18 protein-coding genes are annotated in these 17525 nt (G+C 73.4%); 9 read left to right on the top strand and 9 right to left on the bottom strand.

The window, feature by feature from the left end; all coding sequences use genetic code 11:
• The 6 genes from AC3WLN_RS17665 to AC3WLN_RS17640 form a co-directional block, all read right to left on the bottom strand.
• A partial coding sequence (locus AC3WLN_RS17665) for a sensor histidine kinase (protein WP_492483407.1) occupies positions 1-1512 on the bottom strand: 1512 nt, incomplete at its 3' end.
• Between the two features lie 174 nt (positions 1513-1686).
• A complete protein-coding gene (locus AC3WLN_RS17660) occupies positions 1687-1893 on the bottom strand; it encodes a hypothetical protein (RefSeq protein ID WP_463777076.1) in 207 nt (68 codons plus the stop codon).
• Between the two features lie 141 nt (positions 1894-2034).
• Positions 2035-2844: a formylmethanofuran dehydrogenase subunit C gene (locus tag AC3WLN_RS17655; protein WP_492483406.1), complete on the bottom strand. Its 810-nt coding sequence runs from the start codon at positions 2842-2844 to the stop codon at positions 2035-2037.
• On the bottom strand, positions 2841-3800 hold the full coding sequence (gene fhcD / locus AC3WLN_RS17650) for a formylmethanofuran--tetrahydromethanopterin N-formyltransferase (RefSeq protein ID WP_492483405.1): 960 nt from the start codon (positions 3798-3800) through the stop codon (positions 2841-2843). Before fhcD ends, AC3WLN_RS17655 begins: the two co-directional genes overlap by 4 nt.
• A 49-nt stretch (positions 3801-3849) precedes the next feature.
• Positions 3850-5493 carry a formylmethanofuran dehydrogenase subunit A gene (locus AC3WLN_RS17645; protein ID WP_492483403.1) on the bottom strand — a complete coding sequence of 548 codons (1644 nt, stop codon included), beginning with the start codon at positions 5491-5493 and terminating at the stop codon, positions 3850-3852.
• Complete coding sequence (locus AC3WLN_RS17640; RefSeq protein WP_492483401.1) at positions 5487-6566, bottom strand: formyltransferase; 1080 nt, start codon at positions 6564-6566, stop codon at positions 5487-5489. The genes AC3WLN_RS17645 and AC3WLN_RS17640 overlap by 7 nt, the downstream gene beginning before the upstream one ends.
• 282 nt (positions 6567-6848) lie before the next feature.
• Between AC3WLN_RS17640 and AC3WLN_RS17635 the strand changes: the two genes are divergently transcribed.
• The 7 genes from AC3WLN_RS17635 to fae all read left to right on the top strand — a co-directional run bounded on the left by AC3WLN_RS17635 (position 6849) and on the right by fae (position 13711).
• A complete protein-coding gene (locus tag AC3WLN_RS17635) occupies positions 6849-7835 on the top strand; it encodes a beta-ribofuranosylaminobenzene 5'-phosphate synthase family protein (protein WP_492483399.1) in 987 nt (328 codons plus the stop codon).
• Positions 7836-7945: 110 nt separating this feature from the next.
• Positions 7946-8839: an NAD(P)-dependent methylenetetrahydromethanopterin dehydrogenase gene (locus tag AC3WLN_RS17630; RefSeq protein WP_492483397.1), complete on the top strand. Its 894-nt coding sequence runs from the start codon at positions 7946-7948 to the stop codon at positions 8837-8839.
• A gap of 104 nt (positions 8840-8943) precedes the next feature.
• Positions 8944-10005 (top strand): ATP-grasp domain-containing protein, encoded by a 1062-nt coding sequence (locus tag AC3WLN_RS17625; protein ID WP_492483395.1) that lies wholly within the window; start codon positions 8944-8946, stop codon positions 10003-10005.
• Positions 10002-10988 (top strand): methenyltetrahydromethanopterin cyclohydrolase, encoded by a 987-nt coding sequence (mch, locus tag AC3WLN_RS17620; RefSeq protein WP_492483393.1) that lies wholly within the window; start codon positions 10002-10004, stop codon positions 10986-10988. The genes AC3WLN_RS17625 and mch overlap by 4 nt, the downstream gene beginning before the upstream one ends.
• A gap of 224 nt (positions 10989-11212) precedes the next feature.
• Positions 11213-12124, top strand: coding sequence for an ATP-grasp domain-containing protein (locus AC3WLN_RS17615; protein WP_492483391.1), 912 nt, complete (start codon positions 11213-11215; stop codon positions 12122-12124).
• The gene (locus AC3WLN_RS17610) at positions 12121-12951 is read left to right on the top strand and encodes a triphosphoribosyl-dephospho-CoA synthase (RefSeq protein ID WP_492483389.1); all 831 of its coding nucleotides are present in this window, start codon (positions 12121-12123) and stop codon (positions 12949-12951) included. The genes AC3WLN_RS17615 and AC3WLN_RS17610 overlap by 4 nt, the downstream gene beginning before the upstream one ends.
• 247 nt (positions 12952-13198) lie before the next feature.
• Positions 13199-13711 carry a formaldehyde-activating enzyme gene (gene fae, locus AC3WLN_RS17605; protein WP_056220318.1) on the top strand — a complete coding sequence of 171 codons (513 nt, stop codon included), beginning with the start codon at positions 13199-13201 and terminating at the stop codon, positions 13709-13711.
• A 172-nt stretch (positions 13712-13883) separates the two neighbouring features.
• On the opposite strand, the gene AC3WLN_RS17600 is transcribed toward fae, so the two are convergent.
• Complete coding sequence (locus tag AC3WLN_RS17600; protein WP_492483413.1) at positions 13884-14603, bottom strand: HisA/HisF-related TIM barrel protein; 720 nt, start codon at positions 14601-14603, stop codon at positions 13884-13886.
• 68 nt (positions 14604-14671) lie between these two features.
• Between AC3WLN_RS17600 and AC3WLN_RS17595 the strand changes: the two genes are divergently transcribed.
• On the top strand, positions 14672-15697 hold the full coding sequence (locus tag AC3WLN_RS17595; RefSeq protein ID WP_492483387.1) for a hydantoinase/oxoprolinase family protein: 1026 nt from the start codon (positions 14672-14674) through the stop codon (positions 15695-15697).
• Between the two features lie 21 nt (positions 15698-15718).
• The gene (locus tag AC3WLN_RS17590; RefSeq protein ID WP_492483385.1) at positions 15719-15919 is read left to right on the top strand and encodes a hypothetical protein; all 201 of its coding nucleotides are present in this window, start codon (positions 15719-15721) and stop codon (positions 15917-15919) included.
• Positions 15920-15928: 9 nt separating this feature from the next.
• Here the strand turns inward: AC3WLN_RS17590 and AC3WLN_RS17585 are convergent, their stop codons facing one another.
• Positions 15929-16888, bottom strand: a complete 960-nt coding sequence (locus AC3WLN_RS17585) for a beta-propeller fold lactonase family protein (RefSeq protein ID WP_492483411.1) — start codon at positions 16886-16888, stop codon at positions 15929-15931.
• Complete coding sequence (locus AC3WLN_RS17580) at positions 16888-17424, bottom strand: SRPBCC family protein (RefSeq protein WP_492483383.1); 537 nt, start codon at positions 17422-17424, stop codon at positions 16888-16890. The genes AC3WLN_RS17585 and AC3WLN_RS17580 overlap by 1 nt, the downstream gene beginning before the upstream one ends.
• Between the last annotated feature and the right edge of the window lie 101 nt (positions 17425-17525).

Here is a 17525-nt window from a genome sequence, read left to right as displayed (position 1 = left end):
GCCCGCCCCGAGGCGGATGGTGCCATCATGGCGCTCGACGACCCAGCGCGCCAGGGCCAGTCCGATGCCGAAGCCGGCCTCTCCCGTCGGGCTGTCGCGGCGGAAGCGCTCGAACAGCCCGTCGCCGAGATCGGGAAAGCCCGGCCCGTCGTCGGTGATGGTCACGCCCACGCGCCCCCCCTCCGTCGGCGCCAGGGCGACCACCACCCGGGTGAGCCCGGTGGCATGGCGCAGGGCGTTGTCGATCAGGCTCTCGACCACCTGGCGCAGCCATTCCCGGTCGGCGAGCAGGATCGGGTCGGCGTCGGCGGGATCGAGGCTCAGGTCCACGCGCCGGCGGGCGGCCTCGGAGGCCATGCCGTCGACGGCGTCGGCGAGGATCTCCCCCGCGCCCACCGGCCGGCGGTCGAGCTCGATCTGGCCCGATTCGGAGCGGGCGACGCGCAGCAGGTCCTCGACCCGGCGCTTCAGGCCCAGCGCGCGCTTGCGGATGGTGGCGAAGACCGGGGTGACGTCGCGCTGGCGCGCGGCCGCGCGGGCGGCGATGTCGCACTCGCCGAGGATGACCGTGAGGGGCGTGCGCAGCTCGTGGCTGACATCGGCGAAGAAGCGCCGGCGCGAGCGGTCCACCGCCTCCAGCCGGGCATTGGCGGCGCGTAGGTCGAGGGTGCGGGCCGCCACGGTGTCCTCCAGGGCCGCGCGGTCGGCGGCGAGGCGGCCCTCGCGCCGGGCGAGGCGGGCGGCCATGCGGTTGAAGTTCGCCACAAGCAGGCCGAGCTCGTCGCGGGTGGCCACCGAGAGGCGGGTGTCGAGCTCGCCCCGGCCCACGGCGCCGGCGGCGCGGCGCACCGCCTCGATCCGGGCCAGGACGGGGCGGGTCACCGCCCGGTACAGCAGGAGCACGATGGCGAGCGCTCCCGCCACGGCGGCCAGCGAGGCGACCCGCAGGGTGCTGGAGAGCGCGCGGGCCGCGTCCGAGCCGGCGATCATCGAGCGCCGCTCCACCTCGATCAGGAAGGAGAGGGGCTGCCCGGTCATGGCGCCGAAGCCGTTCAGGGCGCCCCGGATCGCCGCCTTGCGCGACTCGTCCTCGGACTGGCGCAGGACCTGGGCCACCTGCCGGTCGAGGACCGCGCGCGCCGCACGCAGCTGCGCCAGGGGCCGGGTCCGAGAGGCGTATTGCGTCCGGTCGAGGGGGTCGTCGCTCGACGCGATCGAGCGACCCAGGGCCTCGTCCACCGCCACCAGGGCCCGGTCGACATTGGTGCGCGCCACCGCCAGCCCCTCCGGCTGCGCGTCCGGGTTGCTCACCGCCTCCAGGGCGGCGAGGCCGTACTGGGTCATGCGCCCCGACAATTCGACGAGGAGTTCCAGGCGTCCCTGCGCCGCGAGCGTCCGGTCGATGGTGCGCTCGGCCGCGTTGATCGAGGCGAGAACCCCGAGGGCGGCCAGGACGACGAGGAGCGCGGTGGCGCCGAGGAGCAGCGCGAACCGGACCTTCAGCGAGCGCATGGTTCTGCCAGCCTATCCTGCGTTCGTCCCGACGCGTTCCGCGGCCTGCCGGAGGCGCCGCCCTGCCGGATGCGCCGATCCGTTCCGTCCCCGGCAGGATCTCTAGGCCGAGCTCCGCCGGAGAGGCAAGGCGACGGGGTTCGGCCGACGCCTCCGACGCTTACCCGCGCCCGTTCAGAGGTCGCGCGGCTGGCTGCCCCGGACGGCGCAGCGCCACTTGGTGACGTGCCATTCGGGGTGCTCCTCCTGCCACTTGGCGATGGCGCTCTGGGAATTGCGCAGGCAGACGACGGGGCTGCGCGCCTCGTAGGAGAGGTCGATCTTGTCCTCGCGGCATTGCGAGGGCTGCGACAGGAGGCAGATCGAGAGCAGGATGAGCATCGGTGACGCCGGGTTCGCGCGGGGGAGGCGCGGGAGGCCGGCACTATGCTGCCATCCCGCGGCCGACGAAGGTCGTCCGATCGGGAGAATTGTGCAAGTCCGGCGGCCGGACCCACCGGACTCGTGATGGCGGGGCGGCCCTCAGGCCCCCCCCCCCCCCCCCGCCACCCAGAGCTCGCCCTTGCCCAGGGTCGCGAGATCGCCCGAGTAGCGGGTCAGCGCCCCGGCCGCGAGGTCGGCATGCGCCGGGCTCAAGGGGCGGAGCGAGCGGGCGAGCAGGCGCAGGAACACGAGATCGTGCGTGCCCGTCTCGACGAAGCTCGGGGCCAGGGCCCCGACCGCGCCGGCCAGGATGGTGCCCCGGCGCATGCCGTAGCCGGGATGGTCGCCGAGGCTCCGGGCCGCGATGGTGCCGGCGATCATGCGCGCGCCCGCATGGGCGCCGGCCCGGCCCACCAGAATCAGGCCGCGCCGCATACGGTCGCCGAGATAGTCTCCGGCCGATCCGTGGATCACCAGGGTGGCGCCGTCGAGCCCGGCCTTGGCCGCGTAGAGCGCCCCGCCGGCATGGTCGCCGGCATCGCCCTCGATGGTGATGGTGCCGCCGGTGGCGCCCGATCCCGCGAAGGGGCCGGCCGAGCCCGTGACGATGACGGAACCGGACTGCATGCCCGCGCCGAGGCGCTGGCCGACATCCCCCGCCACCCGGATGCGGCCGCCGCCGAGCGCGGCGCCGACCCGGTCGAGGCGCGACGAACCGCCCTCAATGACGAGCTCGTCCGAGCCGTCGAGCGCGAGGGTGAAGCAGTCGCCCAGCGTCAGGCCGCGCCGGCTGGTGCCGACCGGGAGCCTGGCCGCCTCGGCCTCGCTGAGGCCGCTCAGGGAGAGCGGGTTGACGTGCAGGAGGTCGAGCCGCTCCGGCGGCTCCTGGCGCAGGGTCAGGGTGCTCATGCGGCTCCGGCCTCGCTGCTGCCCGGCTCCTTCGAGAGCAGGTTCTTCAGGTGATAGTGGTGGCGGCCGAGATTGCCGCCGTAATTGCCGGCCGTGACCGCGACGAGGCCGTGGGCGGCCCCCGCCTCGGTCGCCGCGTGCAGGGCCGCGCGCATGGATTCCGCGACGGCGTCGGAGGTCAGCGCGTCGATGACGATCTCCAGGACGACGCCGACCTCGGCCGAGAGTTCGGTGCCGGCCCGGCCCTTCAGGGTCGGGCAATAGGCGTCGTTGGTCGACGCCATCATGCCCTTGGTGCGCGCGCCCACCTTCGAGCCGGAGCGGACGATGCCGCCGGGGAAGGGCAGGATCGCGCCGGACACCGCGCGGGCGGCCTCGACCGCGATCTCGGCGACCTTGAGGGTGTCGGCGTGCTTGCGACCGAGGAACAGCAGGTTGCCGCCGCCCACCGCGCCGTCCACCGCGCGGACGAAGTCCTCGCACAGGAACTCGCCGTCCATGACGGGGATGCGCCAGTAGCGCCGGGCCTTGCCGGTCACCGGGTCGGTCAGGCGTTTCGCCACGGCGAAGCCGTCGCCGAAATAGCGGATCGCGCCGCCGAGCTTGATCTTCGTCGGCCCGTCGACACCGGCGTAGCAGGCGGTGCCCGGGCAGGTGAGGATGCACTGGCCGACCCGCTTGAGGAGCTGGTCCTTGAGGCCGTTCGGCTCGAAGCCGAACAGCAGGACGCGCACGCCGGGGCGCCCGTCCGGGGTCTCCTCGGGCGAGAGCTCGCAGTCGATCCCGGCCTCGGCGCCGCAGCCGATCACCGAGGTGGCGAAGCCCGTCATCACGGTGGCGGCGATCATCGCCCACTTGGCCGTGTCGTTGGTGATGATGATCGCGGTGCCGGCGACGTCGAACGCCTCCGCGAAGGTGTCGATCACCGGGATGCCGTTGAGGGTGAGTTCCGTCATCTCAGTCACCGGTCCCCACGCCACGCACGATTCAAGTCCGACAGACGTCTCAGCTCCGACATGCGACCTCCGCGAACACGTCCGGCTTCGGGAAGGCCTCGTCGGGCACCGCGAAGCTCTTGAGGCCGGTGCCGAAGCGGTCCTGCAGGTAGGTCTCGGAGCGGGCCACCATCGCCTTGTCGGCTTCGACGGCGAGTTCCAGGGTGCGGCCCGAACGCCAGGCCACGACCTCGCCGTCCTCCACGATGGTCTCGCCGTCCTTGAGCACCAGCCTGGCGCGGGCGAACATCGCGGTGCGGTTCGGGTCGTCGCGATAGATCGCGACGTCCGCCCGGGCCCCCTCGCGCAGGTGGCCGCGGTCGGCGAGGCCGAGGAGCTTGGCGGGGCCCGAGCGGGTGAGCTGGGCGATCTCCGAGAAGCTGTACTCGCGCTCGATGGCGCCGAGGCCGGAGCGCTCGGCGATGACCTTGTGCAGGCCAGCGATCTCGCGGTCGCGCTCCTCCTTGTCCATCAGGAAGTGGATGATGCGGGGGTAATCCGTGAACGGGCCGCCGTTCGGGTGGTCGGTGGTCAGGATGGTGCGCTCCGGCTCCTTGGACAGGAGCATCAGCTCGAGGCCGATCGCCCATTGCAGGGAGCTCACCGCCCCGCGCGGCTTGTAGAGGAACGGCACCACGCCGCCGCCCTCCGCGTCGCCCGCGGTGACGATCCACTTCTTCGGATTGGCGCCCTTGCGGCCGGCGAACTGGCGCAGGATGTCGAGGGAGATCGTCACGGTCTGGCCGAAGGCGACCTGGCCGACGTCGTAGGTCGCGTTCGGGTGCGCCTCCATGGCCTGCGTGATGCGCTCGGCCGCCGAGCGGAAGCCGCCGGTGAGGGGGTTCTCCGGATCGGCGACGCCGTAGGCGTAGAACTGGGCGTGGGCGAAGTGGATGCGCCGGCCTTCCGCCGCCTCCAGGGTCGCCACGAAGGACTCGTCCGCCCCCGGGATGCCGAGGTTGTTGCAGTGGACGTGGAGCGGGTGCGGCACGCCGATCTCCTCGACCGCGTCGAGGAGGGCGCCCATGATCTTGCGGGTGGAGAGGCCGTAGACCGGGATCTCGTCGTCGAGGCTGAGCTTCAGCATCCCGTCCTTGAAGGCCGAGGCGCCGCCCGCGTTGATGCACTTGACGCCGAGGCCCCGCGAGGTCGCCACCGAGAGGGCGACGAGGTCGCGCACCGCCGCCTTGCCCTCGCGCGCCCGCAGGAGCTGGAGCAGGTGGTCGTCGTTGCCCATCACCGTGAGGGCGCCGCGGTCGAGGAGCGGGATGTCGGCGAGTTCGAGCTGCGTCGCCAGCGCGTTGGCGGGCGGCATCGCGGGCTCGACCGCCAGGGTGTAGCCCATCCGCGCGTAGTTCGCGCCGATCCAGGCGGCCGAGCCGCCCGCATGGGCGAAGGGGTGGCCCTCGGGCGCGGCCTCGCTGGCGTAGAGCTCGGGCAGGAGGAGCCGGCTCATCACCACGTTGCCGCCGGCGATGTGCGAATGTACCTCGACGCCGCCCGCCATCACCACGCAGCCGGTGGCGTCGATGGTCCGGTCGGGCGCGCGGTCGGAGGCGGCCACCACCCGGCCGTCCTCGATCCAGACCTCGCCGACCGCGTCGCGGCCGGCCGTCGGGTCGACGACCCGGCCTCCGTGAATCCGGATCAGCATGCGGCGGCCTTCTTCTGCGTGAGGCGGTCTTGGATGGCGGTGAGGATGCCGGCCGCGCTGAGCTCGGCGGTCTGGCCGGAGGCCGGCGCATAGGTGATCGCGGCCCGGCGCTCGTCCCACAGGCTGCCGCCGGCGGTCTCGCCGGGCACGCCGACCGCGAAGACCACGTCGGCGACGTCGCCGCTGGCGTCCGGGCTGCCGACGCCCACGATGGCGATGCTCGGCAGGGACCCGAGCCAGTCGGGACGGGGAGCGGGGAGGGAGGCGAGCCAGAGGGCGGCGTCGGCCTCGCCGGCGGCGACCTGGCGGGCGCTGTCGAAGCGCCAGGGATCGTGCTCGGGCACATGGCGGCCGAAGCCGACGCGGGGCGCCTGGCCCGTGGTCCAGGCGGCGAGCTGCAGGAGGGCGCGGCCCTGGAACGGGTCGGAGAGGGAGAGCCCGAAGAAGCGCGTGACCTCGTTGAGGTCCTTGATAAGCCCCGTGAGCATCTCGACGCCGAGCTCGCCGATCTCGGCCGGGTCGTAGAGGACGACGCCGTACTGCGCGGCGGCGAGGCGCTTGGCGAGGTCGGCATAGGCGGCCTCCCCGGCGAGATGGCCCTTCAGGAAGGCGCGCAGGTGCGCGATCGAGACCGCGAGGCCGCCCGTCTCCGCCGGATAGGCCACGTGGCGGGTGGCGCCGTTGCCCGGGCCGCCCAGGGACAGGATCATCCGTTCGGAGCCGGCGGCGCGGCCGCGGGTCGCCTGCGAGCCGGCGATGTCGCCGACGATCGGGCGGTCCCAGGGCGCGTTGCCGACGATGAGGACCGCATCGGCCCGTCCGACGGCCTCGGCCGGCGTCGTCGTCATGGCGCCGCCGTGGCTGAGGGGGCCGAGCTCGGCATAGAGGCTCGGGCCGGCCACGGGATCGACGGAAGCGCCGATGGCATCGGCGAGGTGGTAGGCCGCGCGCACTGCGCTCAACTCGGCGCAGAGACCCGCCAGGACGGCATTCTGCGCTGAAGCGAGGAGCGTGGCGGCGGCCTCCACCGCCGCATCCGCATCCGTCGCACCACCCTTCACCCAGGCCGCCATGCGTTGCACCTTGGAAAATCGAGGGCCCGGCGCGCACCGTGTTCGGCGTCGCGCGCGGCGGGACTGAGCCAGTCCATGTCGTTGGGGCGGCACGTTTGCATCGCCGCCGCCTGGCAGGCAACCCCCTTGAGTCGCACCGGGCGAATCGGGACGCCGCCACCGCGCCGGGAGATTTGCCCGACGCGCTTGCGACGGGTCGGCGCTCCGTGGGAGAAGCCGGCGGCGCGGAATTCGCGGCCCGCCGGGGCACGAGGCCGTACGGAACGGAGAGGACGGGTCGCGATGGAGGGGATCGACGTGATGCGGATCCCGGGCGGGCCCGGCGAGCCCGGCACCGGCCTTCGCGTGCACGCCCCGGCCCGCCTGCATTTCGGCTTCCTCGACCTGCATGGCGGCCTCGGGCGGCGCTTCGGCAGCATCGGCCTCGCCCTCGACGCCCCCGCCGTGACCCTGACGGCACGGCCGGCCGAACGCCTCGACGTGACCGGCCCGGAGGCGCGCCGCGCCGCCGCCTACGCCCTGGCCGCCGCCGGCCATCTCGGCATCGCCGGGCACGCCGCGCTCACCATCGAATCCGCCATCCCCGCCCATGCGGGCTTCGGCTCCGGAACCCAGCTGGCGCTGAGCGTGGCGGCGGCTTTGGCCGGCCTCGCCGGGCGGCCCTTCGCGCCGGAGGATTTCGCCAACGCCCTCGACCGGGGCAACCGCTCGGGCGTCGGCCTCGCCGCCTTCACGCAGGGCGGCCTCATCGTCGATGGCGGGCGCGACCCCGAGGGCAACCCGCCCCCGGTCATCGCCCGGCTGGCCTATCCGGAGGCCTGGCGCGTCGTGCTGATCCTCGACACCGGCATGACCGGCGTCCACGGCACCCGCGAGGTCGCGGCCTTCCGCGACCTGCCCCGCTTTCCGGAAGCCCAGGCCGCCGAGATCTGCCGCATCGTGCTGATGCAGGTGCTGCCCGCCGCGGTCACCGCCGAGCCGGAGGGGTTCGGCGCCGGCATCACCCGCATCCAGCAGCTGATCGGCGACCACTTCGCCCCCCACCAGGGCGGACGCTTCGCCAGCCCAGCCGTGGCCGAGGCGCTCGCCGCCATCGCCGAACTCGGGATCGTCGGCTACGGCCAGAGCTCGTGGGGGCCGACCGGCTTCGCCCTGGTGCCCTCCGAGGCCGAGGCCCGCGCCCTGGTGGGCATGGTGCAGCGGCCGGGCCCCCTGAAATTCCTGGTGGCGCGGGGCCGCAACACCGGCGCGACGGTCACCGCGCTTTAAGACGACGTCCTGTAGACCCGAGCCTCGGGCCGCCCGAATCGGGACGGCTTTGACAATTCGACGCCTCGGCGCACGATCGGGCCGCGTCACAGCACGAAGGGAGTCCGACGATGGCCCGCTCGATCCTGCACATGATCACGCCCCTGAAGCACATGAGCCCGTTCGACGTGAACATGGCCGCGGATGCGGGCTTCGAGACCATCGCCACCTACGCGAACGCGACGCTCGCCGACGTGACGACGCTGGTCCAGGATTCGATCTTCTCGCGCGCACCCCAGGACGGCGTGCGCACCGGGATCTTCATCGGCGGCAAGAACGCCGAGGAGGCCCTCGACATGGTGGACCGGGCCAAGAAGGCCCTGGTGCCGCCCTTCGCCAACCACATCTTCGCCGATCCGGCCGGCTCCTTCACCACCGGCGCCGCCATGGTCGCCGAGGTGACCCGCGCCCTGAAGGCGAAGTTCGACACCGGCCTCGAGGGCAAGCGCATCGTCATCTTCGGCGGCGCCGGGGTGGTCGCCTACGTCGCCGCGGTGATCGGCGCCCTGCACGGCGCCAAGGCCGTCCTCGTCGGCCATGACGGCGAGGAGCGCGTCAGCAAGATCGCCAACACCATGCGCTGGCGCTTCGACGTCGCGGTCGAGGCGGTGGACGGCTCCACCGTGGCCGCCCGGCGTGCCGCCATCGCCCACGCGGACGTCATCCTCTCGGCCGGCCCGGCCGGCATCCCGATCCTCACGGCGGAAGACCTCGAATCCGCCCCGAACCTGCTCGTCGCCTCGGACGTCAACGCCGTGCCGCCCGCCGGCATCGCCGGCATCGACGTCAACGCCATCGACGTGCCCCTGCCGACCGGCCGGGGCGTCGGCATCGGCGCGCTGGCGGTGGGCAACGTGAAGTACCAGACCGAATCCCGCCTGTTCCGCCGGATGCTGGAATCCCAAGAGCCCCTCTGCCTCGATTTTCGCGACGCCTACACCCTGGCCGTCGAGGTGGCGGGCTGAGGGCGGACCCGCCGGGGCCGGACCCCGGACAGACCCTCCTCATCGCCGCCCAGTCCGGCCGCGCCCTCGCCCAGGCGGCGCGGCGGGCGGCCCTCTCACCCCTCGTGCTCGACCTGTTCGGCGACGCCGACACCCGGACCCTCGCCGCGGGCTATCGGCAGGCGGACGGGCGCTTCGGCGCAGGCCGCCTCGGGGGCGAGGCCGTCCTCAAGGCCCTCGACGCCCTCGCGGCCGAGGCGTCCGCGCCGCCCCTGGGCCTCGTCCTCGGCAGCGGTTTCGAGGCCGCCCCCGACCTGATGCGGGCCATCGCGGGACGCCATCGCCTCCTCGGCGCCGGCCCGGATTGCGTGGCCGCCCTCAAGGACCCCTTCGCCTTCGCGGCGCTCTGCCGGGATCACGGCGTTCCGCACCCGGCCGTCTGCCGCGATCCCGTGCCGGACCGCGGCGCCTGGCTCCTCAAGCGGGCCGGGGGCTCGGGCGGCACGCATATCCGGCCGGCGCCGGGCGGACCCGCACCGGCGGGGGCCTATTTCCAGGCGCGGGTACCGGGGCGGGCCGTGTCGCTGGCGATCCTGGCCGACGGCGCCGCGATCCGGGTGACGGGCGTCACCGAGCAATGGAGCGCCCCGTCGCCCCTGCAGCCCTTCCGCTATGCCGGTGCCCTGGAGCGGGCGCGCCACGAGCCGCCGGTGCTGGCGCCTGGGCTGTCGGCGGCGATGGCGGCCGGGATCGCACGCCTGGCCGCGGCCACGGGCCTCAGGGGCCTCGCCAGCGCCGACTGCCTCGTGGACGGGCAGGCCTGGTGGCTCACCGAGATCAACCCGCGCCCCGGCGCCACCCTCGACGTCCTGGACCGGCGCCCGACGCCGCTCCTCGCCCAGCACATCGCCGCGAGCCTGGGCCACCTGCCGGAGCCGGAGCCCGCACCGATGGATGCGGCGGCCACGGAAATCTGCTACGCGGCCAGCGGCTACGCGCCGATGCCGCCGATCTCCTGGCCGGATTTCGTGCGCGACCGCCCAAGACCCGGCACCACGGTGGCGCGCCACGCGCCGCTGTGCACCCTGTTCGCCACAGGGCCGGACTCGGCCGCCACGAGAGCGATGTTGCGAAGCCGGGCCGCCGAACTGCGGACCCTGCTCGCCCTGACGGAGGGACACCCATGACCACCAGCCCGAGCGGCGCGAAATTCCCGTTTCCGAGCGTCAACGCCCTGACCGCCCCCCTGGTGGAGCGGCTGGTCGCCGATGCCGAGGCCCTGCGGCTGTCCGTGACCACCGAGAACGGCGCCCGCATGGTCGATGCCGGCGCCAGCGTGCGCGGCTCCATCGAGGCCGGGCGCCGCATCGCCGAGATCTGCCTCGGCGGCCTCGGCACCGTCTCGATCGCCCCCTCCGGCCCGATCGCGTCCTGGCCCTACTCGGTGATCGTGCACGCCGCCGATCCGGTCATCGCCTGCCTCGGCAGCCAGTATGCCGGCTGGTCGCTGGCCGACGAGACCGGGGATTCCGGCTTCTTCGCCCTCGGCTCCGGCCCCGGCCGCGCCGTCGCGGTGGTGGAGGACCTCTACGGCGAGCTCGGCTACAAGGACACCGCGACCCAGACCGCCCTGGTGCTGGAGGCGGCCGGCGGCCCGCCGGCCTCCGTCGTCGCCAAGGTGGCCGAGGCCACCGGACTGAGCCCTGAGCAGCTGACCTTCATCTACGCCCCGACCCAGAGTCTCGCCGGCTCGACCCAGGTCGTCGCCCGCGTCCTCGAGGTCGCCCTGCACAAGGCCCATACCGTCGGCTTCGACCTGCACAGAATCGTCGACGGCATCGGCTCCGCCCCGCTCTCGCCGCAGCACCCGGACTTCATCCAGGCCATGGGCCGCACCAACGACGCCATCATCTACGGCGGCCGCGTGCAGCTCTTCGTCGAGGCCGACGACGCCGACGCGCAGCAGCTCGCCGAGCAGGTGCCCTCGTCGAACTCGGCCGATCACGGCGCGCCCTTCGCCGACATCTTCGCCCGGGTAAACGGCGACTTCTACAAGATCGACGGCGCGCTCTTCAGTCCCGCCGAGGTCATCGTCACCTCCGTCACCACCGGCAGGAGTTTTCGCGGCGGCAAGCTGATGCCGGAGCTGGTGGAAGCCTCGTTCCGGTAGGAACGGCGCTCGAACCCTCCCCCCACAGACCTCGGGCATGCCCGTGGTCTGCCTTCGAGCGCTCACGTCGGGCGGGCCCGACGTGAGGTGGGGGAGGGCGGTCGCGGAGCGACCGGGAGAGGCGTGACCTCTCGGATACGGCCGCTCCCCGCATCCGTGCCGCGGCACGGGCCCCCTTCTCCCGCACGGGGAGGAGGGTTTCACGTCGAGGTTTGCGAAGAACAATGCGGATCGGGCTCGCGGCCGACAACGGCAACTGGCACAAGGCGCGCCTGAGGGCCGCCCTCGAACAGCTCGGCGCCGCGCCGGTGCTGTTCTCCATGGCCGACGTCGCGGTGGTGACGGGCGGCCCCGAGCCCCTGCGGGTGCCCGGCTTCGAAACCCTGCCGGACGGCGTCCTCCTGCGCACCATCGCGGGGGGCACCTTCGAGGCGACCACCATGCGCCTCGGCGTGCTGCACGCCCTGGTCTCGGCCGGCACCATCGTGTGGAATTCCCCCGGCGCCATCGAGCGCTCCGTCGACAAGGCGATGACGAGCCTGCTCGTCGACCGCGCCGGCCTGCCGACCCCGGAGACCTACGTGCTCTCGAAGCGCGAGGCCGCCGCCGAGATCGTGGCGCGGGAGGCCCGGCCCGGCCGTCCCCTGGTGCTGAAGCCGCTCTTCGGCTCGCAGGGCGAGGGCCTGCAGCTGATCGAGCGCCCGGAGGACCTGCCCGACGAGGAGGCGGTGTCCCGGGTCTACTACCTCCAGCGCTACATCGCCCGCAGCGACGGCCTCTGGCGCGACTACCGGGTCTTCGTCTGCGAGGGCCGGGCCATCGCGGGCATGATTCGCGAGGGCGACGGCTGGATCACCAACGTCCATCGCGGGGGCCGGCCCCTGGCCTGGGCGATGCCGCCCGCCGCCGCGGAGCTCGCCGAGCGGGCGGCGGCCGCGGTCGGCGTCGACTATTCCGGCATCGACCTCGTCGAGGACGGGCAGGGGGGCTACCTCGTGCTCGAAGTGAACTCGATGCCGGCCTGGTCCGGGCTGCAGCAGGTCACCGAGGTCGACATCGCGCTCGCCGTCGCCCGCGGCTTCCTCAACGCCGTGCGGGCCGCCCGTCCGCCCCGCCTCGTCGCGGCCCTCGGATGAGTGCGCCCGAGGCCGTCGCCGCCGCCTACCGGGCGAGCTGCCTCGACGAGCTCGACGCCCTGAAGCCCGGCAACGTCCACGCCTTCGCCGACGGCCACCGCATGGCGGTGGCGGATTTCGTGGCGAGCGCGGAGATCTCCAGCCCCGCCCTCGCCGAGGCCGGGGCACCGGTCGGCCGGCGGGTGCTCCGGGCGGTCGAGGCGACGATGGAGCGGGTCGGCCAGAACACCAATCTCGGCATCCTGCTCCTCTGCGCGCCCCTCGCCCGGGCGGCGGAGGCCGGCCCGCCCCTGCGCGCCGCCCTCGGGGCGGTGCTCGACGGCTTCGACGCCGCCGATGCCCGCGACGTGTACGCCGCGATCCGCCGGGCCAATCCGGGCGGCCTCGGCCGGGCCGAGCGCCACGACGTCACCGATCCGGCGGCCCCCGCCTCGCTCCGGGCCGCCATGGCGGAGGCCGCCCCGCGCGACGCCATCGCGCGGGCCTACGTCACCGGATTCGCCGACCTGTTCGCCATCGGCCTGCCGGCCCTGGCGGAAGCCCGGGCGCGGGGCTTGGCGCCGCCCTGGTGCACCACCGCCGTCTACCTCGCCTATCTCGCCCGGGTGCCGGACAGCCACGTGGCGCGCAAGCACGGCCCGGAGCGGGCGGAAGCCCTGCGCGCCGAGGCTGAGGCGCTGCTCGCCCTCGACCTCGCCACGGCCCCGGTGGACGTCCTGCTGGAGCGGGACCGGGCCTGGAAGGCGGCCCGACTCAATCCGGGCACCAGCGCGGACTTCACGGTGGCCACCCTGTTCCTCGCCCGCCTGCTCGAGACCGGGGCCTGAAATCGACCGTCCGGGCCTCATTTCCTCGCCGTTTGCGAAGGTTCCGGCGGGCGATGAATAAATTGCCAGGCTGCACGCCCCGCGTAGGGTTGTTCCCGGCAAGGCCCCAGAGTAGGGTCCGCGCCGCGATCCGGGCTAACCGGTCCGGTCCCTCGATGGACTGGACGCCGTGAACAAGGATAGCTGCCGACCGCGCCTGAAGCTCGGGAGCGGTCACGTCTTTTCAAGACTTTGGGAGAAACCCCACATGGCGAAGATCAACAAGGTTCTGGTCGGCGAGGCCCTCGTCGGTGATGGCAACGAGGTCGCCCACATCGATCTCATCATCGGACCGCGCGGTTCGCCGGCCGAAGCCGCCTTCTGCAACGGCCTCGTGAACAACAAGCACGGCTTCACCAGCCTGCTCGCGGTCATCGCGCCGAACCTGCCCTGCAAGCCGAACACCCTGATGTTCAACAAGGTCACCATCAACGACGCCCGTCAGGCCGTCCAGATGTTCGGCCCCGCCCAGCACGGCGTCGCCAAGGCCGTTCAGGATTGCGTGGCCGAGGGCACGATTCCCGCCGACGAGGCCGACGACCTGTTCATCCTGGTCGGCGTGTTCATTCACTGGGAAGCGGCCGACGACGCCAAGATCCAGAAGTACAACTACGACGCCGTGAAGCTCTCCATCGAGCGCGCCGTCAAGGGCGAGCCCACCGCCGCCGTCGTCACCGAGCAGCGCAACTCCGCGTCGCACCCCTTCGCGTCGAACGCTTAGATCGGGGGCAGTCCTGGGCAGAGCGCGCCTCCGCCCGCACCGCGGGGCCTGCTCCAGCGACTGGCTTCCATCTTCCTCGGACGATGAACACGACACGGGGCGGCCTTCGGGCCGCCCCTCTTCGTTCGAGACCCGGCGGCCTTCGGGCCGCCCCTCTCTTTTGCGCGGGCCCTCAAGCCCGCAGCGTCCCGTCATGGATCGCCGAGGCCACGAGGGCGCCGGCCACGCCGCGACTCCGCAGGGCCTCGAGATCCGCCGGGCCCCGCACCCCGCCGGCCGCGTAGAGGCGCGTCGCCGGGCTCGAGGCCGCCACCGCCGCCAGACGGGCGAGATCCGGCCCGGCCCCCACGCCGATCCGGCCCAGGGTCATCACGATGACGTCGCGCGGCCAGTGGGCCGGCGTCTCGTGCAGCGACGGGGGTCCCAGGCGCTCGCCGTCCCGCGTGTCGAGGGAGAACACCGCCCGGTCGCCCAGGGCGCGGACGAGGCCGGCATCCGCCTGGCTCTCGCTGCCGATCACCGGCCGGCCGAGGCCCATGCCGAGGAAGGCTTCGACGCCGGCGGGGTCCGAAAAGCCCGCATCGACCCAGAGGGTGGCGCCGGGGCAGGCGGCCGCGATGGCGTCGAGGCTCGCCGTGTCGGGAGCGGCTCCGTCGATGATCGCGTCGAGATCGGCCACGTAGAGGATCCGGGCCGGCACGGCCCCCAGGAGCCCGCGGGCCACCTCCGCCGGTGCCGATCCCTTTGCCAAGGGCGTGACGATCGGGGCATAGGAGGCGCGGTCCCCGGCCCGCGCCCGCACCACGGTTCCGTGGCGCAGGTCGAGCACCGGGATGATCTCGAATTCGTCCGCCCTCCGGCTCTCTCCCGCGTTCAGGCCCGCCCGTGACATCACCATCTGGATCTCCTGCATCTGGATACCCCGCCTCGGGATCCCCTGCCGTATCCCCCGGCACGCCGGTGATCGGCTGGGATCTCGGCGGGGTCCATGTCAAGGCGGCCCTGGTCCGCGACGGCCGCGTGGCCGCCGTGGTCCAGGCGCCCTGCCGCCTCTGGCGCGGCCTGCCCGCCCTGGACGAGACCCTGGCGCAGCTGCCCGACTGGGCGCGGGAACCGGCCGACCACGTCGTCACCATGACGGGGGAACTCACCGATTGCTTCGCCGGGCGCACCGACGGCGTGCGCCAGATCTCCGCCTGGGCCGCGGCGCATCTCGCCGGCCGGGTGCGGATCTATGGCGGCCGCTCCGGCCTGCTCGCGCCGGACGCCGCCGCCGCGCACGCCGCCGACATCGCCTCGGCGAACTGGCACGCCACCGCCGCCCTGATCGGCCGCCACGTCGCCGACGGGCTCCTCGTCGATGTCGGCTCCACCACCGCCGACCTCATCCCGATCGCGACCGGCGCGCCGGCGGCGGCCGGCTACAGCGACGCCGAGCGCCTGGAGACGGGGGAGCTCGTCTATACCGGGGTGGTGCGCTCGCACCTCGTGGCGCTGGCCGACCACGCCCCGTTCCGGGGCCGGCGCACCGGGCTGATGGCCGAGACCTTCGCCACGGCGGCCGACATCCACCGCATCCTCGGCGACCTGCCGGAGGGCGCCGACCAGCAGCAAAGCGTCGACCTCAAGGGCAAGTCGATCCCCGAGAGCGAGACCCGCCTCGCCCGCATCGTCGGCCGCGACCGCGACGAGGGCAGCGCCGCCGAGTGGCGCACCCTGGCGGCGCATTTCGCGGAGTGCCAGTTGCGGCTGCTGCACGATGCGGCGGCCCTGGTGCTGTCGCACCGGATGCTGCCGGCGGAGGCACCCGTGGTGGTGTGCGGCGCCGGCCGCTTCCTCGCCGAACGGCTGGCCGCGCGCCTCGGGCGGCCGGCCCTCGCCTTCACCGACCTCATCGCCGGCCGCCTCGCCGCAGGCGGAGCCGACTGGGCCTCCACCTGCGGCCCCGCCGTCGCCGTGGCGCTGCTGGCCGCCGACCCGTCCTGATCCCCTGGAGAGCCCCCGCGCATGAGCACGCCGCAGAAACTCGCCCGCATCCTCGCCAGCCGCTCCGGCGGCGGCATCGAACTCGCCCTCGCCACCGAATCCGGCCAGACCCTGCGGGTGCTGGCGACGCCGGACCAGATCGACATGCTGGTGGACGAGCTGGAGGACATCCTGAACTCGCCCGAGGGACCCGACGCCCCGGAGCCGCCTGCGGCGGCGTGAGGCCGGCCCCTACCGCAAAAAATCCCCGAAGGCCCGGGGCCCGTCCGGGACCTTGATCTCGCCCGTCACCTTCAACGTGGTCGCGTCGATCACGCTCAGGGTGTTCGAGCCCCAGTTCGCCACGATCAGGCTGCGGCCGTCGCGGGCGGCGGCGATGCCCTCGGGGTGGTCGCCGACCTCGATGGCGGCGACGTTGGTGAGGGTCTTCAGGTTGAACACCGTGACGGTGCCCGAATACTGGTCGGTGACGAAGCCGCGCGGGCCGGCCAGCGCGACGACGTAGGGCCGCTCGCCGGTGGTGACCCGACCGAGCTCGTGCCGGCCGGGCACGTCGATCACCGAGACGTCGTTCGAGGTCACGTTGGCGGTGTAGGCGCGGGCGCCCTCGGCATCGAGGGTGATGCCGAACGGATGCCGGCCCACCGGGATCTTCCGGACTTCCCGGGCCGTGGCCACGTCCACCACCGAGACCGAATCGCCCTCGCGGTTGGCCACCAGGAGGGTGGCGCCGTCGGGGGTCACGGCGAGGCCGGAGGGCGAGGCGCCGACCTGGATCTCGGTGTCGAGGCGCGCGCCGTCGGGCGAGACCACGAAGACGCGGCTGCCGTACCAGTCGGCCACGTAGACCGCGCCGGATTTCGGGTTGACCGCGATGCCCAGCGGCCCGCCGGGCAGCGCGAGGGTGCCGGTCACCGTGCGGGTGGCGAGGTCGACCACGGCGAGGCCCGGCGCCTCGGGGCGGGTGACGTAGGCGGTCCGGCGGTCGGGGGAGAGGGCGATGCCGGCGGGCGCGCCGTCGATCGGCACCTGCGCGGCCACGCTGCCGGCCTCGAGATCGACGATCGCCAGGGTGTTGGCGCCCTGCGCGGTGACGAGGGCCTCGTCGGCCCGGGCCGGGGCGCCGAGCAGGGCGAGGCTCAGGAGGAGAGGGCCGGCGAAGCGCCGGCCCGTCCCCGTTCGCGCTGCGATCAAGAACCGCTCTTCTCGATCTTGGCCTTCAGGGCGTCGAGGCCGATGCGGTAGAGACCGCGCACGGCCTTCTGCGAGGCCTCGTCGTTCAGCTCGGGCGGCGGATCGTTATTCATGTAGCCGCGGTAGAAGGCGCCGTCCCAGGCGACCTTGGACTTGCCGCCGCCGGCATCCTCGACCTTGAGGGTGGAGGAGTAGTCGTTCACCGGCAGGGTCTTCACGTCGACCTTGGTGATCCGGTACGAGTAGCTCATCTTCTCGGCGGAGTACTTGTACAGTTCCTCCTCCACCGTGGCGCCGCCCTTGAGCGTCAGCGTCCGGGTGGCCTTGACCTCGTTGCCGCCCTTGCCCTCGGTCTTCTCCACCGGCGGCAGCCAGCTCATGTCCTGGAAGTTGCCGATCACGGCCCAGACCTTGTCGGGCGCCGCATTGATCTCGACGGTCTCCTCGACCTTCTTGCGGGTCGGGCCGTGCGCCTGGGCGCCGAACGACACGACGGCGAAGGCCGCCACGGTCGCCAGAGTAAGTAGCTTCATCGGGTCCTCGTTTCCTCGGGAAAGCACGGTCTAGGGTGCTGGGGGGGAACGCTCGAGGATGCGGTCGTGGGGGGGGGGGGGGGGGGGGGGGGGGGGGGGGG

It is taken from the genome of Methylobacterium sp. FW306-05-D (assembly GCF_058782155.1).
This window is presented reverse-complemented; position numbering and strand designations above follow the sequence as displayed.

Coding starts and splice junctions, on each gene's coding strand:
- AC3WLN_RS17580 (WP_492483383.1), bottom strand. CDS start 17,424: ATGAAGCTACTTACTCTGGCGACCGTGGCGGCCTTCGCCGTCGTGTCG.
- AC3WLN_RS17635 (WP_492483399.1), top strand. CDS start 6,849: ATGGAGGGGATCGACGTGATGCGGATCCCGGGCGGGCCCGGCGAGCCC.
- fae (WP_056220318.1), top strand. CDS start 13,199: ATGGCGAAGATCAACAAGGTTCTGGTCGGCGAGGCCCTCGTCGGTGAT.
- AC3WLN_RS17615 (WP_492483391.1), top strand. CDS start 11,213: ATGCGGATCGGGCTCGCGGCCGACAACGGCAACTGGCACAAGGCGCGC.
- AC3WLN_RS17640 (WP_492483401.1), bottom strand. CDS start 6,566: ATGGCGGCCTGGGTGAAGGGTGGTGCGACGGATGCGGATGCGGCGGTG.
- AC3WLN_RS17645 (WP_492483403.1), bottom strand. CDS start 5,493: ATGCTGATCCGGATTCACGGAGGCCGGGTCGTCGACCCGACGGCCGGC.
- AC3WLN_RS17655 (WP_492483406.1), bottom strand. CDS start 2,844: ATGAGCACCCTGACCCTGCGCCAGGAGCCGCCGGAGCGGCTCGACCTC.
- fhcD (WP_492483405.1), bottom strand. CDS start 3,800: ATGACGGAACTCACCCTCAACGGCATCCCGGTGATCGACACCTTCGCG.
- mch (WP_492483393.1), top strand. CDS start 10,002: ATGACCACCAGCCCGAGCGGCGCGAAATTCCCGTTTCCGAGCGTCAAC.
- AC3WLN_RS17660 (WP_463777076.1), bottom strand. CDS start 1,893: ATGCTCATCCTGCTCTCGATCTGCCTCCTGTCGCAGCCCTCGCAATGC.
- AC3WLN_RS17610 (WP_492483389.1), top strand. CDS start 12,121: ATGAGTGCGCCCGAGGCCGTCGCCGCCGCCTACCGGGCGAGCTGCCTC.
- AC3WLN_RS17590 (WP_492483385.1), top strand. CDS start 15,719: ATGAGCACGCCGCAGAAACTCGCCCGCATCCTCGCCAGCCGCTCCGGC.
- AC3WLN_RS17600 (WP_492483413.1), bottom strand. CDS start 14,603: ATGTCACGGGCGGGCCTGAACGCGGGAGAGAGCCGGAGGGCGGACGAA.
- AC3WLN_RS17630 (WP_492483397.1), top strand. CDS start 7,946: ATGGCCCGCTCGATCCTGCACATGATCACGCCCCTGAAGCACATGAGC.